Annotated in this window: 16 protein-coding genes; 10 read left to right on the plus strand and 6 right to left on the minus strand. The window is 69.7% G+C overall.

Going from position 1 to position 13,646, the window contains the following annotated elements:
- The first annotated feature begins 53 nt into the window (after positions 1-53).
- The 3 genes from ABZ803_RS25770 to ABZ803_RS25780 are packed head-to-tail and all read left to right on the plus strand — an operon-like array spanning position 54 to position 2,666.
- Positions 54-377 (plus strand): hypothetical protein, encoded by a 324-nt coding sequence (locus ABZ803_RS25770; RefSeq protein WP_040865232.1) that lies wholly within the window; start codon positions 54-56, stop codon positions 375-377.
- Positions 374-1,687: a hypothetical protein gene (locus ABZ803_RS25775; RefSeq protein WP_357043012.1), complete on the plus strand. Its 1,314-nt coding sequence runs from the start codon at positions 374-376 to the stop codon at positions 1,685-1,687. The genes ABZ803_RS25770 and ABZ803_RS25775 overlap by 4 nt, the downstream gene beginning before the upstream one ends.
- Positions 1,674-2,666 carry a hypothetical protein gene (locus ABZ803_RS25780; protein WP_357043014.1) on the plus strand — a complete coding sequence of 331 codons (993 nt, stop codon included), beginning with the start codon at positions 1,674-1,676 and terminating at the stop codon, positions 2,664-2,666. Before ABZ803_RS25775 ends, ABZ803_RS25780 begins: the two co-directional genes overlap by 14 nt.
- Positions 2,667-2,896: 230 nt before the next feature.
- On the opposite strand, the gene ABZ803_RS25785 is transcribed toward ABZ803_RS25780, so the two are convergent.
- A complete protein-coding gene (locus ABZ803_RS25785) occupies positions 2,897-3,307 on the minus strand; it encodes a nitroreductase family deazaflavin-dependent oxidoreductase (RefSeq protein WP_062971649.1) in 411 nt (136 codons plus the stop codon).
- 113 nt (positions 3,308-3,420) lie between these two features.
- Here ABZ803_RS25785 and ABZ803_RS25790 point away from each other — a divergent pair, with 113 nt between their 5' ends.
- Both ABZ803_RS25790 and ABZ803_RS25795 read left to right on the plus strand, forming a co-directional pair.
- Complete coding sequence (locus tag ABZ803_RS25790; RefSeq protein ID WP_174371785.1) at positions 3,421-4,077, plus strand: response regulator transcription factor; 657 nt, start codon at positions 3,421-3,423, stop codon at positions 4,075-4,077.
- The gene (locus tag ABZ803_RS25795; RefSeq protein ID WP_357043016.1) at positions 4,074-5,237 is read left to right on the plus strand and encodes a HAMP domain-containing sensor histidine kinase; all 1,164 of its coding nucleotides are present in this window, start codon (positions 4,074-4,076) and stop codon (positions 5,235-5,237) included. The genes ABZ803_RS25790 and ABZ803_RS25795 overlap by 4 nt, the downstream gene beginning before the upstream one ends.
- A gap of 89 nt (positions 5,238-5,326) precedes the next feature.
- On the opposite strand, the gene ABZ803_RS25800 is transcribed toward ABZ803_RS25795, so the two are convergent.
- On the minus strand, positions 5,327-5,704 hold the full coding sequence (locus ABZ803_RS25800; protein ID WP_357043018.1) for a hemophore-related protein: 378 nt from the start codon (positions 5,702-5,704) through the stop codon (positions 5,327-5,329).
- A 177-nt stretch (positions 5,705-5,881) separates the two neighbouring features.
- Here ABZ803_RS25800 and ABZ803_RS25805 point away from each other — a divergent pair, with 177 nt between their 5' ends.
- Positions 5,882-6,691, plus strand: coding sequence for a DUF1460 domain-containing protein (locus ABZ803_RS25805; protein WP_357043020.1), 810 nt, complete (start codon positions 5,882-5,884; stop codon positions 6,689-6,691).
- A 75-nt stretch (positions 6,692-6,766) separates the two neighbouring features.
- Here ABZ803_RS25805 and ABZ803_RS25810 read toward each other — a convergent pair whose 3' ends face one another.
- A complete protein-coding gene (locus ABZ803_RS25810) occupies positions 6,767-8,272 on the minus strand; it encodes an NAD(P)/FAD-dependent oxidoreductase (RefSeq protein ID WP_357043022.1) in 1,506 nt (501 codons plus the stop codon).
- Between the two features lie 70 nt (positions 8,273-8,342).
- Between ABZ803_RS25810 and ABZ803_RS25815 the strand changes: the two genes are divergently transcribed.
- The 4 genes from ABZ803_RS25815 to ABZ803_RS25830 all read left to right on the plus strand — a co-directional run bounded on the left by ABZ803_RS25815 (position 8,343) and on the right by ABZ803_RS25830 (position 12,725).
- Complete coding sequence (locus ABZ803_RS25815) at positions 8,343-9,380, plus strand: AraC family transcriptional regulator (protein WP_357043024.1); 1,038 nt, start codon at positions 8,343-8,345, stop codon at positions 9,378-9,380.
- Positions 9,381-9,516: 136 nt separating this feature from the next.
- Entirely contained in the window at positions 9,517-11,457 is a 1,941-nt protein-coding gene (locus ABZ803_RS25820) for a UvrD-helicase domain-containing protein (RefSeq protein WP_357043026.1), read from the plus strand.
- A 107-nt stretch (positions 11,458-11,564) separates the two neighbouring features.
- On the plus strand, positions 11,565-11,939 hold the full coding sequence (locus ABZ803_RS25825) for a hypothetical protein (protein ID WP_040865226.1): 375 nt from the start codon (positions 11,565-11,567) through the stop codon (positions 11,937-11,939).
- Positions 11,940-11,996: 57 nt separating this feature from the next.
- Positions 11,997-12,725, plus strand: coding sequence for a VIT family protein (locus ABZ803_RS25830; protein ID WP_357043029.1), 729 nt, complete (start codon positions 11,997-11,999; stop codon positions 12,723-12,725).
- Between the two features lie 84 nt (positions 12,726-12,809).
- Here the strand turns inward: ABZ803_RS25830 and ABZ803_RS25835 are convergent, their stop codons facing one another.
- Genes ABZ803_RS25835 through ABZ803_RS25845 form a run of 3 tightly spaced genes read right to left on the minus strand, consistent with a single transcriptional unit; the run spans position 12,810 to position 13,612 of the window.
- Entirely contained in the window at positions 12,810-12,983 is a 174-nt protein-coding gene (locus ABZ803_RS25835; RefSeq protein WP_084498963.1) for a CsbD family protein, read from the minus strand.
- A gap of 9 nt (positions 12,984-12,992) precedes the next feature.
- Positions 12,993-13,148, minus strand: coding sequence for a DUF6131 family protein (locus ABZ803_RS25840; protein WP_085994835.1), 156 nt, complete (start codon positions 13,146-13,148; stop codon positions 12,993-12,995).
- Between the two features lie 23 nt (positions 13,149-13,171).
- Positions 13,172-13,612 (minus strand): hypothetical protein, encoded by a 441-nt coding sequence (locus ABZ803_RS25845; RefSeq protein WP_357043031.1) that lies wholly within the window; start codon positions 13,610-13,612, stop codon positions 13,172-13,174.
- Between the last annotated feature and the right edge of the window lie 34 nt (positions 13,613-13,646).

A 13,646-nucleotide genomic window follows, 5' to 3' on the forward strand; every position in this document is an offset into this window, starting at 1 on the left:
TTGGCGTTGAATCATGGCGCGGTAGCGACAGACTGGGATCCGGGAGGGGAACAGTGGACACGCTCAAGCTCGACCCGGCGGCGATGGCCGCCTACACCGCGATTGCGGACGCGGTGTCGAAACAATTGGCGTCGGCGGCCACGGTCGCCTCCGGCGCGGTGGATCCCGACCGGCTGGCCGCCGATCTCGGTCTCGTGGGCGCGGAATTCGCGGCGCGCTTCTCGGCGGCCGTCTCCGAACACGCGGAAGCGCTGTCGACCGCCGGACAACTGGTCGGCGCCTACGGCCGGGTCCTGCGCGGTTACAGCGAGAACGCGCAGGAGGTCGACGCCGAAACGGCGGGCGCGATCACCCGTTCGGGAGAGGCGCTGGCATGAGAAGCCTTATGGGACTGCGGAAACGCACGCACACCACCCAGCCCGCCGCCGAGACCACCCGGCCGTCGAGCACCGAACCGGGGGCCGACCCGCCGATCGTGGCCGCCCTGGTCCGCCCGCTGCTGACGCTGCGCTCCTCGCTCGGCACCGGCGTCGGAGTGCCCAGCGCGGCCGCGACCGGGGCGCTCTCGGCCGCCTCCACCCAGGTGGCGGACACCGAGGGCCCGCACCGCGAAGGCCTGCACGCGCTGGAGTCCACCTGGACATCCCGCGCCGCCGACAGCGCGGTGCCCGCGATGCGCACGACGCAGACCCAGATCGGGGACATCTCCGATCGGGGACCCGCCTACCTGTCCGTCCTCGCCGACGCGCACGCCACCTCGGGGCGGGCGGCGCGGCAGGTCGACCAGATCATCGCCGACTTCCGGCGCGACGCACGGGAGATCCTGGACAACTCGACCTCCGCGCCGGAAACCGACGCGGTCATCGCGCGCGCCACCAAGGCGCTGCGCGACGCGCTCACCACCGTGACGGCCGCGCGCACCGAAATGGACGACCACACCAGGAGACTCGACGAGATGGGACCGCTCACGGTCACCGCACCGTCCGGCGTCTCCCACGGCCAGGGCCAGGCCGTCAACCCCGGCACCTCCGGGCAGGTCGTACCAGGCGCCACGACGCCGGCCACCACGACGCCCATGGATCCGGCCATGGCCGCGCAGCTCCAATTGCAGCAGCAGCTGATCTCCGCGGGGGTGGACCTCGGCACCACGGCCATCAACGCGGGCGTCGACATCGGCACGCACATCATCGACAAGATCGCCGAAGTCGGCATCCACGGCATCGACACCGTCGCGGCCGCCGCGGACAAGGCGATCCCGGAACTGATCAACCCGGGCTCGACCACCAACTCCGGTACCTCCGGCACGAATGGCGACGACTCGAAGAATTCCTCGAAGCTGTTCGACTTCGGCGGGTCGCAGGAGCACAAGCCGTCGACCGGGCCCGGTTCGGTGATCCCGCCCGGCAACTCCGCGCCCGCCGCGCGGGCGGACGTGCCGAAGCCGGAGAGCAAGCCGGCGCCCGCCGTCGCACCGCCCGGTGACGCGACGCCGCCGACGCCCGCGGGCAGCCCGGACCGCCCCGTTCATCCCGGCCCGACCGGCGGCATGGTGCTGCCGCCCGCTCCGCCACCGGGCGGCGAGGACCACGAGCACAAGCCGCGCGACGGACAGCTCGGCGTGACCATCCCGTCCGCTGTGACAGCGGTCGTACCGGTGCTTGGCGAATTCGACGATGACACCCCCTGACCGGGAACATCCCGGTCAGGACGCGGGCCAGGCCAATCCGTTCGACACGGGTCTGCCGATGCTGCGCATTCCCGCGAGCAAGCCGTCGAAGCGACGGCGTTCACCCGGACGCCGCAAGCAGATTCGTCGACGGGAGCCGGAGTACGAGGCCGCGGAACCGCCGCGCCCGCGGGAACAACAGAGTGTCCGTCCGCGCCTCGGCGAGTGGGAGCAATGGCTCGAACCCGCGCCACCGGCCGCGCGAGTGCCGCAACCGGTGGCCGCGCAGCAGCGCCCCGCGCCCGCGGAGCCGGAGCCGGTCGAGTCCGAGGACGGCCCCGTCACGACGCCCGGGATCGTCAATCGCTCCGGTATCCATCCCGGCACCCCCGTGCGCCATCCTCGGCGCACCGATCAACAGCGCGGCAACCGCTCACTGACGGTCTTGATCGTGCTCGGCATCGTGGTCGCCACCGTCTCCATCGGCCTGGCCATGATCTACGGTTCCGACGCGAATTCGCGCAAAGTGGCGGCGACGCAGCCACCGCGTACGGCCGGGTCCGCCCCCACGACCTCGGTATCCACCTCACGCGTCAAGCCCCCGTGGGCGATCGCCACGCTGGGATGTGAGCAGAAGCGCACCGCCGACGTCGTTTCCGGCACCGATCCGGGCGGCACCGGCAACGGCCCCGACGCGATCTTCGCCTTCGAGTACGCCTATTACGCCGAACGGTCCGGCTACCGGGCCCGCGCGGTGGTGGCCCCCGACGCGGCGGTCTCGCCCGCCGATCAGATCCAGCGCGGCATCAACCAGGTGCCTGCGGGCACCCGCTACTGTGTCGAGATCTCCCGGGCCGGGGACGGCCCGGACGGCCAAGCGCGGTGGCAAGTCCGGTTGACACAGCAGTTCCCGGACGAAGCGCCGAACACCTTCACCCAGTTCATCACCACCCGTACCGGAACCGATCAAACGCTGATCACCGGGATCACGGCAGGCTGACCTCTCCGCGCGGCGTGCACCGGCGAGCCGCGGCGCCTGGCCTCGGCGCCATGAAATTCGCCGCCGCGCATCGGGGCTGGTTCGCCTCGGCCGCTTCCTCAGTGGCAACGTCGATCCGCTGCACGACTCCGGGCCCCGGCGAACCGGACAAGCCCGGCGGTGGATGCGGCGCCGACTGGGAACGGGTCTGGGGCGAGGTCCCCAACGATCGAACCGCGCACCGGCTTTGCTCAGCGCGGCGTCAGCTTGACGACCGGAATCACCCGGTCGGTCTTCTCCTGGTACTCGGCGAAGCCGGGCATCACCTCGACCATCGCGGCGTAGAGGCGATCGCGCTCCGGCCCTTCGGTGATCGGGGTCGCCGTCGCCTCGAGGGTTTCGGTGCCGATCTCGAGGGTGACCGTCGGATTGACGCGCACGTTGTGAAACCAGTCCGGATTGGTCGGAGCGCCCGCTTTGGAGGCGATGACCACGATGTCGTCGCCGTCGCGGATGAACGCGAGCGGATTGGTGCGCGGAAGACCGGATTTGGCGCCGATGCTGGTGAGCAGCAGCAGCTCGCGGCCCTCGAAGGGGCCGCCGACCTTGCCCTGGTTGGCGCGGAATTCTTCGATGATCTGGGTGTTCCAGTCGCCTGCCATGACTTGTCTCTCCTGCGGAGTCGGATGCGCCGGGTCGTCGCGAGCCTACCCAGGACGGCGGCCCCGGGCCGAACTAACGGCCAACCAACAGCGGCAGGGGGCACGATGACGGGGTGCGGGTGCTTGTTGTCGAGGACGAGACATTGCTGGCCGACGCGATCGCCGATGGGCTGCGCCGACATGCCATGGCGGTCGACGTGGTGTACGACGGCGCGGCGGCGCTGGAGCGTACCGGCGTCAACGACTACGACGTGGTGGTCCTCGATCGGGATCTACCCGGCGTCTCCGGTGACGCGGTGTGCGGCACGCTCACCGCGTCCGGCGGCTCGGCCCGGATCCTGATGCTCACAGCGGCGAGCGCCGTGGCCGAACGGGTAGCGGGTCTGGGACTGGGCGCCGACGACTACCTGACGAAACCGTTCGCGTTCGCCGAGCTGGTCGCCCGTATCCAGGCGCTCGGGCGCCGGGCGCGCAGCGCCGCTCCCCCGGTACTGGAACGCTCCGGCATCCGGCTCGACCCGCACCGGTTCTCCGTCACCAGGAACGGCGAACCGGTCACGCTGTCGCGCAAGGAGTTCGCGGTGCTAGCCGAACTGCTGCGCGCGGACGGCGGCGTGGTCTCGGCCGAGCAGCTGCTGGAGAAGGCCTGGGACGAGCACATCGACCCGTTCACCGGCGTCGTGCGGTACACGATCATGAACGTGCGGCGGAAGCTGGGCGAGCCGCGGGTGATCGAGACCGAGCCCGGCGTGGGGTACCGGATCCGATGAGCGGGCGCACGATCCGGCTGCGGCTCACCCTGCTGTACGCGACGGCGTTCTTCCTGGCCGGTGCGGTACTCATCGCGTTGATGTACTTCTACCTGAATCAGTCGCTGGAGCGACGGCCCGGTGGCGGCGCGCAGCAGGTGGTGCGGCAGTATCTGCTCGAACGGGCCGAGCGGAACCGGGCGCCGGGCTCCACGGAGTTGTTCGAAGCGCTGACCGAGCAGGCCCAGCGGAATCGGCGGGACACCTTGCGCGCCATGCTGGTCTGGTCGCTGGTATCGCTCGGCGCGGTGGGGATCGCCGCGGGCGGATTCGGCTGGTTGCTGGCCGGACGCGCCCTGCATCCCTTGCAACGCATCACCGCGACCGCGCGGCGAGTCGCCGACACCAGCCTGCACGAGCGCATCGCCCTGGACGGTCCGCAGGACGAGATCAAGGATCTGGCCGACACGTTCGACGCGATGCTCGAGCGCCTGGACCGGGCCTTCGACGGACAGCGCCGGTTCGTGGCGAACGCCTCCCACGAGCTGCGCACACCGCTGACCATCAACCGGACGCTGATCGAGGTGGCGTTGGAAGACCCCGGCGTTCCCGAGTCCACCCGCCGGCTCGGCGCCACGCTCCTGGAGGTCAACCGCAGGCACGAACGGCTCATCGATGGCCTTCTGGTGCTGGCCACCAGCGAACAGCGGCTGACCGAACACCGTCGCATCGATGTCGCCGAGATCGCCGCCGACGCGGTCGGAACCTGCGCCGCGCGGCCGGCGGCCGAGATCTCCGCCGATCTCGAATCCGCGACTGTGCTCGGAGATCCGCTGCTGCTGGAACGCCTCGTGCTCAATCTGCTGGACAACGCACTGCGCTACAACCTCCCCGAGCACGGCTGGGTGGCCATCCGGTCCCGAGCGATCGGCGACCGCGCCGTGCTCACCGTGGAGAACAGCGGTGCGCCGGTCCCCGCTTTCGAGGTCGAGAGTCTCTTCGAACCGTTCCGCCGACTCTCCACCACCGAACGCTTGGCCGATTCCGGCGCACGCGGCGCCGGGCTCGGCCTGTCGATCGTGCGCTCCGTCGCACAGGCCCACGGGGGCACGGTCCGTGCGGCGGCGCGTGCGGACGGCGGTCTCGCGGTCACCGTCGAATTCCCGCGCGCCCAGGGATGACGCACCGCCCGGGGTCGCGTCGACGTCGACGCGACCGCGGCGCGGCTGCCCGAGGGTACGGGCGAGTCCGACACCTCGCCCGTCGGGGCTCAGTAGTTGTGGCAGGTCTCGGCGAGGACGCGCATCTTGTCGCGGTGCTCCTGCGCCTGCGGCGAGTCGCGGCGCTCCTCGAGCCTGCCCTTGGCCTCCGGGTGCTTGTCCAGGAACTCGTGGGCACGCTGCTTGCGCTGCTCGACCGGGAGACTCAGGAACTCCTGCAACTTCGCCTTGCGGTCGGGATGCGCGTCGAGCCGGGCGGCGAGATCGGGGAACTGGGCGTGGACGGCGGCGTCGAGCTGGGCGAAGCTGCATGTTGTTTCGAGCAGTCCACCCGGCCCCGGCTGCGCGGAGGCGGTCGCCGGAACCAGCAGCGCACCTGCGGCGAGCAGACCGCCGAGAGCGAGGGTGGCTCGAACGATTCTCGTCATGTCGGATATCCCTTTCGGTTGGACGTTCGGGTCGCTGCGACGCGGCCCGGCGTTCAGTCCATCAGGAAGGGTGTTTGGACGGCGCTAGGCGATGACGCCCCCTGCGCGACCGCCGCCGGGCTACCGTGGGGGTCGCTGTTGTGTCCCGATCGGCTGATCACCGCTGCTGGAGGCGTCTTGCGCACCATCGCTCGTGTACTGCTCGTTCTCGCGGCCCTCGTCTGCGCCGGGGTGTCGACACCGCCCGCGCTCGCCGCCCCGGACGCCGCGCGGCTCGACGAGTTCACCGCACGCAAGCTCGACGAAGTGCTGTCGTTGCGCGCTCAGGCGCCCGCTTCGGCGAGCAAGGCGGAGTTGATCGAGCTGCTGTCGCGTCCGTTCCTCGGCACGCCCTACGGCGCGAACATGCTGGTCGGGTCGGCGACCCAGCCCGAACAGCTGGTCATCGACTTCCGCAGGGTGGACTGCTTCACCTACCTCGATTACGTCGAGGCGCTCAGCAGATCCGCCGACCGCGACCAGTTCACCAGGAACCTGATCGAGACGCGTTACGCCGATGGCCGAGTCGATTTCCGGCAGCGCAAACACTTCTTCACCGACTGGGCGCACACCACCGGAGTCGCGGCCACCGACGTCACAGCGGCGGTGAGCCCCGCGGCGGTGACCGTCACCAAGCACCTCAACGCGAAAGCCGACGGCGGCAACTACCTTCCAGGGCTCCCAGTGGTCGATCGCGCGATCACCTACATTCCCGGCGCGGCCGTCGACCAGAGCGTCGTCAACGGGCTGCGCACCGGCGACTACATCGGCGCCTACACCGACCAGCCGGGCCTGGACGTCACCCACGTCGGCATCTTCGTCATGACCGACGCGGGGCCGGTCTTCCGCAACGCGTCCTCGCTCGCGGGCAACGACAAAGTGGTGGACTCGCCCTTCACCGAGTACGTGCGGTCCACCCAGGGCATCGTCGTCCTCCGCGCGCTATAGGTCGCCTCGGCGCGGAATAGGTCGCCTCGGCGCGGAATAGGTCGCCCCGGCGCGGAATAGGTCGCCTCCGCCGGGCTAGGAAACGGGCACCGGCGGCCGGACCGCCGATTTCGGCATGCCGGTGAGCGTCTTGTCCAAGTCCGTGCGCAGGGTGGTCGCCGAGTCGAGCAGGTAGTTCTGCCGCACCTTCCATGGATGACGGTCGCCCTGGCGGGGGAAGTCGCCGATGGAGCGCTGGATGTAGCCGGAGGCCAGGTCCAGCAGCGGGTGTTCGCCGAGTTCGCCCCGCGGCTCGGGCACCACGGCGGCGTAGCCCTTGCGGTCCATGTGATTGAGCACTTTGCAGATCAACCGCGAGGTGAGATCGGCGCGCAGGGTCCACGAGGCGTTGGTGTATCCGATGCACACGGCGAAGTTGGGGACGCCGGTGAGCATGGTCCCCTGCCAGACGAACTGGTCGGACAACTCGACCCGCGCGCCGTCGACGCTGGGCGTGATGCCGCCGAAGGCCAGCAGTTGCAGCCCGGTAGCGGTGATCACGACGTCCGCCTCGAGCACCCTGCCGGACTTCAGCCGGATGCCCTCCGGCACGAACGTGTCGATGTGGTCGGTGACGACCTCGGCCTTGCCCTTCTTCATCGCCTTGAAGAAGTCCGCGTCCGGGACGGCGCACAGCCGCTGGTCCCAGGGGTTGTAGCTGGGTGTGAAGTGCTCGGCGACGGCCCGGTCGTCCTTCAGGATGCGGGTGGTGAGACCGGTGAGCAGCTTGCGCGCCGCTTCCGGACGGCGCCGGCAGTACTGGTAGAAGCCGATGCCGAACAGGATGTTCTTGGTTCGGATCAGGCGGTGCGCAGGCCGCGGCGGCAGCAGCTCGCGAATCTTGTCGGCCACCTTGTCCCGGCCCGGAACGGCGCTGATCCAGGTCGGCGACCGTTGCAGCATCGTCACCAGTTGCGCTTGCTCCGCCATGGCCGGGACCAGCGTGACCGCGGTGGCGCCGCTGCCGATCACCACGACGCGCTTGCCGCGATAGTCGAAGTCCTCGGGCCAGAACTGCGGGTGCACCACTTCACCCGCGAACGACGAGATACCGGGGAACTCCGGCGCGTAGGGCCGGTCGTAGTCGTAGTACCCGGCGCAGGTGTAGAGGAAGCCACAGGTGAGCGTGCGCGTCTCGGTGGCGCCCGACTCGTCGCGCTGCTCGAGGGTCAGCGTCCAGCGCGCGGCGCCGCTGTCCCAATCGGCGGCGATCACCTTGGTGCGGTAACGGATGTGCCGGTCGATGCCGTGCTCGGTCGCGGTCTCGGTGATGTAGCGCAGGATCGATGGGCCGTCGGCGATCGACTTGGCGTCACGCCACGGCTTGAACGGGTAGCCGAGGGTGAACATGTCCGAGTCCGATCGGATGCCCGGGTACTTGAACAGGTCCCAGGTGCCGCCCAGGGTGTCGCGAGCCTCCAGGATGGCGTAGGTCTTGCCCCGGCACTCGGTCTGCAGCCGGTAGGCCGCGCCGATGCCGGATAGTCCGGCGCCGACGATCACGACATCGAGGTGGTCCGGTGCTGCGGCGGCTTCGGTCATGTCTCCAGTGTGCGAGCCGAGCGCGGCCGCTTTCTTGACTTTGCGCGACAAGTATTTGATCCTCGACGACATGTCGGTGATTCGCTCCGCGGGGTTGCGCGGATTTCGCGCGACGGTCGCCGAGCTGGGTGGCGACGCCGAGGCGCTGGCCACGGCATGCGGCCTGCCGGTGGCCGCCCTGGACACCGGCGACCTGCTCGTGCCCGACGAGTCAGTCGCGGCGGTGCTGGAACTGGCCGCGCACCAGCTGCGCTGTCCCGACCTGGGCTTACGGATCTCCCATCGGCAGGACCTGGACATGCTCGGCCCGCTGGCGCTGGCCATCCGCAATTCGGCGTCGCTGGCCGACGTGCTCGAGTGTTCGTCGCGATACCTGTTCCTGCACGCGCGGTCGCTCAGCTTGACGCTGGAGCCCGACCCCTATGGCGATCGCGGCGTGATCGCGCTGCGCTACGGCATGCGGCCCGGACTTCCCACACCCGTCCAGGGCACCGACCTCGGGCTGGCATTCGTGCATCGCACCATTCAGCGCTTGGTGGACGACCGCTACGGGCTGCGCTCGGTCGAGCTGCCCTATCGCCCGGCGGCGGCGGTCGCCGGTTACGAGAAGTTCTTCGGGGCGCCGGTGCGCGTCGAGCGGCCGTTCGCGGCGCTGCGGGTGCCGAGCAGCCTGGCGAGCAGGCCGCTCACCGGCGGTGACGAGAACCTGCACCGGCTGGCCATGGCGTTCCTGGCCGCGCAGTCCGGCGACGCGGCCGCGGCGATCGCCCCGCAGGTACGCGCCGCGGCGCAGCAATTGCTCGGCACCGCCGCACCCGAGATCGGCGCGGTGGCACGGCTTCTCATGGTGCACCCGCGCACCCTGCAACGACGTCTCGCCGCCGAGCACACCTCGTTCGCCACGATCCTGGACGAGGTCCGCAGGGACGCGGCGCGACGGTATCTGACCACGACGGACATGCCGATGAGTCAGGTGGCCTCGCTGATCGGGTTGTCCGAGCAGGCGACGTTCACCCGATGCGCCCGAAGATGGTGGGGCGCAACGCCCAGCGCCGTGCGCCGCACCGGCGCGCAGCCGAGAACCCGGCCGCACAACACATTCGGGTGACGCGACGACAACATTCCGGCGTCCGGTCCGTCCGTTTCGATAACGGTTGCCCCCGAAAGCGCTCGACCCATTCCCTCCTCGACGCCGTGTCTTTACCGTCGAAGACGGGGTAGGTGTGCACCGGAAGGGGGACTCCATGAACACCTGGCTTTCGCTTGTCACCGATGCGTTGACCCGCAGTCCCGGCTACACATCGCAGCAGCGGACGTTCTTCGCCGAGGCGCTGGCCGAGCCGGGACGGTACCTTCTCGTCCACCGGGATCCGGTGCCCGCCGACCATGCCCACGCGCTGCTGATCTGCCGCACAGGGCTTTTCGCGTTTCGCTTCGCCGAGGACGTCCCCGCCGAACTCGACGGCCTCCGCCGCCATGCCGAAGCGACGTTCGGCAAATTGCAGTTCGGGCGCGAGAAGATCGTCGCCCATGACGCGCAGATCGTTCTGCTCGTACCGGGCGAGATCCGGCGGCGCGGGGACGGCCGGTTCGCCGTCGCCGGGCCGGGTGAACTCGATCGGGTCATCCGCGCACGCCCCCGGCAGTTGCGGCCCACCCGGGTACAGGCCATCGCGAACACCGTCGCCCACCAGTCGGCCAGGGAGTACGACCTGCTCGAGATCGAGGACGTGACGCCGGACGCGCCGGATCCGGCCCTGCTCGATCGGTCGGAAGTGCTGTCGCCGCAGCGCGATGCGGCCCTGGAGATGCCGTTCCAGCACTGGATGACCTTCCTGGATCCCGAACAGGAGGTGCTGGTCTCGCGCACCTACACCGGCCCCGCCCGGATCGCAGGTCCCGCCGGCACCGGCAAGACGGTGGTCGCGCTGCACCGCATGGCCAGGCAGGCGAAGCGGTCCACCGGACGTCAGCTGTACACGACGTTCGTCAAGACGCTCGCGAACTGCCAGGAGACCTATTTCCGGCGACTCGCGCCGGGGACCGAGGGGCGCGTCCAGTTCGCCGGCCTGCATTCCTGGGCCATGGCTTTCCTCGAGCAGCGGATCGCGGCGCCGAAGCTCGACCCGCGGGGAGCCGACCAGGTGTTCGGCCGGGTCTGGGAGCAGGCGAGAGCCGTCTTCGAGGACATCGAGCCGCACCGAAGCTATTGGCGCGAGGAGATCGATCGGGTCATCAAGGGTCGTGAGATCGACGATCTCGACGTCTATCAGCGCGCGGAGCGTCACGGACGCAACGGCATTCGTCTCGACGACGACCGGCGTGCCGAGGTGTGGCACGAACTCTACGTCCCGTACGTGAGCGAGATGCGCGAACGAGGGATCTCCGATTACAGCGACGTCATCGCCATCGCCCTGGCCGAGATCCGCAACGAGCCGCTGCCCGAACCCTACGACGCGGTCGTCGTCGACGAAGTGCAGGACATGACGCTGGCCGGGCTGCGGCTGGCCCACGCCATCGCGGGCGGCAACGGGTCCAGCCCGCTGTTGCTGCTCGGCGACGGCCAGCAGCAGGTGTACGCCGGGGGCTGGCGCATGGCCGACGCGGGCATCGACCTGCGCGGCCGCGGCGAGGTCCTGCGGGTCAACTACCGCAACCGCCGTCGCGTCTGGGAGAACGCCGCCGGGATCGATGCGGTGAACGAGCTCGGCGATTTCGACGACGCGCCCGGCGTGCTGCTGCGCGACGCCGACGTCACCCTGCCCGACGGCGTGGTGCGGATCTGGCGCGGACCGGATCACTACCTGGAGCCGGCGCTGGTCGACGGCATACGCGAATGCGGGAAACCGTTGTCCGACATCGCGGTACTCACCCGGACGCGGCAGGAGGCCGCCCGGCTCGCCGGGGCGCTCGACGCCGTCGGCATCGCGACGCTGCCGTTGGAGGACTACGACGGGACGCCGCACCCCGCGGTCAAGGTCGGCACGGTGCACCGCGCCAAGGGGCTCGACTTCGCGGCGGTCTTCCATCCGAGTTGGTCCGGTGGCGCGGGGCCCCGAACGGGCGCGAGCCGCGAACGAGCCCGGCTGGCCGAGCGCCAGAAACTGGTCGCGATCACCAGGGCACGGGACTTCGCGTGGCTCGGCATTCGTGACGACCGTTCGGAGATCGAGCGGCCCTCGTAGTCATCCGAGGGCGCGGCAGCGGCCCGCGCGGCGTCGCCCGCTCGAATCGCCCCTGGGAAGGCGCGATTCGGCCGCTAGACTCTCCGATCGACTGGGAAGGGGGCCGCATGGACGCGGTTATCAAGGAGGTCGCCGAGGAGGGCAAGCGGCTGATCGACCGGGCCTGGCTCGGCGAACTCAGCCGCGACCAGGCGGTGCACATGTTCGTCCAGGTCGGCGACGGCATGGTGCGCTACGAGACGGCGCTGACCATCATCGACGACGGTGTGCAGCGGCTGAGCGCCAACGCCAGGCGGCTGCGGATCCTGCGCTGGTGCGCGGTGCTGGAGTTCCCCGTTTTCGGCGCGTTCGCCGTACTCGCGGTGCTGGCGGGGGATTTCGCCACCGCGGGGCTTTCGGTCCTGTTCCTGCTGATCCTCCAGGTCATCCACCGCACGATGCTTCCGCATCCGCTCGCGGTTCCCCGCCCGCCCCGCACATAGCCGCGCCAGCGTCGTGGTTCCCGCCCGCGCGTCGCGGGGTGATTAAGGTGCGTCTTCATGGACCGCACGACCGGCGCCTCCGGCGCACATCCGCACGAACCGCACGCCAACGGCTTCGCATCCAAGCTCAACTGGCTGCGCGCGGGAGTGCTCGGCGCGAACGACGGCATCGTGTCCACAGCGGGACTGGTCGTCGGCGTCGCGGCGGCGACCACCGACACCCAGGCCCTGTTCACCGCGGGCATCGCGGGTCTTTCGGCGGGGGCGATCTCGATGGCGGTGGGCGAATACGTCTCGGTCAGCACCCAGCGCGATTCGGAGCGGGCTCTGCTGGCGAAAGAACGCAGGGAATTGCGCGACGAACCGGACTACGAGCTGGCCGAACTCACCGGGATCTACCGGGCCAAGGGCCTGACGCCCGAAACGGCGCGCAAGGTCGCCGAAGAACTCACCGCGCACGACGCGTTCACCGCGCACGCGGAGGCCGAACTGGGGTTGAATCCCGCCGAACTGACCAATCCGTGGCAGGCGGCGTTCTCCTCGGCGGTGGCCTTCACGCTCGGCGCGCTGCTGCCGCTACTGGCCATCTTGTTACCGCCGGTCACCGCCCGCATCCCGGTGACGTTCGGGGCCGTGCTCGCCGCGCTCGCGCTCACCGGGTCGGTCAGCGCCCGGCTGGGTGGTAGCTCCCGTGGCCGGGCGATGATCCGGGTGGTACTCGGCGGCGCGCTGGCCATGGCCGTCACCTACGGCATCGGCCAGCTCACCGACGTCGCCGGCCTCTGACTCGAACGCAGGGCACCGCTCGGAACACGCCGATGCCGGGCGAAGGCCGATGGCCTTCGCCCGGCACGGGCGGGCGGTGCGCGGTCAGCGCTTGAAAGCGTCCCGCAGTTTGTCCGCGGCGCGCTTGACGTTGCCGCGGCCCTGCTCACGCCGTCCCTCGGCCTCCAGCCGGGGGTTGCCGGTCGCTCGGCCGAGGAATTTCTTCACGCTGCCCCTGGTCGCTTGCACTCGGTGCGCGAGGCGATCTTCGAACTTCATGAGCAATCCCTAGTAATACCAGCGGCGGCCACCCACCGGACGGCCCACCGAGCCGGCCACCAGCAGCACGAGCCCGATGATCAGCACGATGATGCCCGCGGTGGTGAGCAGCGAAATTCCGAGCAGCCAGCCCAGGACCAAGAGGATGAGGCCGAGAATGATCATTGTCGTATTCCTTTTCTTCTCAATTACTTCGCGGTCACAGGTTTCGAAGTCGAGACCGTCGCGCCGCGATCGGTCCGGGCAGTACCCGAACGGGGGGTGTGCAGCCACCGCCGCCAGGCCGGCTCCTGCTGAGGAGCCCGCGCCGCCGGTGCGGAAGTGTCCGCCGTCAGATCACGCCGCACCGCCGCCATCTCGCGGCGAGACTTCGCGAGTTCACGACGCGCGACCACGCCGCGACGGGTCACCCGCCAGGCGCCGGACAGCACGAGGGCCAGTCCGAACATCCCGATCGCACCGAGGGTCACTCCGTAACCGAACAGTGCTCCGGTGGAACCGTGGAAGTGATAGTCGAATACCGCGAAATCGCTCGTCAGTTGCTGAGCGGAGCCGGTGTTGCCCACTACGGCGGCAACTCCGACGATCACGGCCGCGATCAAGGCGATGAGCCCGATAATGATGATCATGGCAATCCCTGTTGCGTCGAGTCGTTTGACAACT

Origin of the sequence: Nocardia sp. NPDC047648 (genome assembly GCF_040642815.1) — a bacterium.
Taxonomy (GTDB): Bacteria; Actinomycetota; Actinomycetes; order Mycobacteriales; family Mycobacteriaceae; genus Nocardia; species Nocardia gamkensis.

Excerpts from the sequence above, each read along its gene's own strand:
- ABZ803_RS25775 (WP_357043012.1), top strand. The coding sequence starts at position 374 with ATGAGAAGCCTTATGGGACTGCGGAAACGCACGCACACCACCCAGCCC.
- ABZ803_RS25780 (WP_357043014.1), top strand. The coding sequence starts at position 1,674 with ATGACACCCCCTGACCGGGAACATCCCGGTCAGGACGCGGGCCAGGCC.
- ABZ803_RS25785 (WP_062971649.1), bottom strand. The coding sequence starts at position 3,307 with ATGGCAGGCGACTGGAACACCCAGATCATCGAAGAATTCCGCGCCAAC.
- ABZ803_RS25795 (WP_357043016.1), top strand. The coding sequence starts at position 4,074 with ATGAGCGGGCGCACGATCCGGCTGCGGCTCACCCTGCTGTACGCGACG.
- ABZ803_RS25800 (WP_357043018.1), bottom strand. The coding sequence starts at position 5,704 with ATGACGAGAATCGTTCGAGCCACCCTCGCTCTCGGCGGTCTGCTCGCC.
- ABZ803_RS25810 (WP_357043022.1), bottom strand. The coding sequence starts at position 8,272 with ATGACCGAAGCCGCCGCAGCACCGGACCACCTCGATGTCGTGATCGTC.
- ABZ803_RS25815 (WP_357043024.1), top strand. The coding sequence starts at position 8,343 with ATGTCGGTGATTCGCTCCGCGGGGTTGCGCGGATTTCGCGCGACGGTC.
- ABZ803_RS25820 (WP_357043026.1), top strand. The coding sequence starts at position 9,517 with ATGAACACCTGGCTTTCGCTTGTCACCGATGCGTTGACCCGCAGTCCC.
- ABZ803_RS25825 (WP_040865226.1), top strand. The coding sequence starts at position 11,565 with ATGGACGCGGTTATCAAGGAGGTCGCCGAGGAGGGCAAGCGGCTGATC.
- ABZ803_RS25830 (WP_357043029.1), top strand. The coding sequence starts at position 11,997 with ATGGACCGCACGACCGGCGCCTCCGGCGCACATCCGCACGAACCGCAC.
- ABZ803_RS25835 (WP_084498963.1), bottom strand. The coding sequence starts at position 12,983 with ATGAAGTTCGAAGATCGCCTCGCGCACCGAGTGCAAGCGACCAGGGGC.
- ABZ803_RS25840 (WP_085994835.1), bottom strand. The coding sequence starts at position 13,148 with ATGATCATTCTCGGCCTCATCCTCTTGGTCCTGGGCTGGCTGCTCGGA.
- ABZ803_RS25845 (WP_357043031.1), bottom strand. The coding sequence starts at position 13,612 with ATGATCATCATTATCGGGCTCATCGCCTTGATCGCGGCCGTGATCGTC.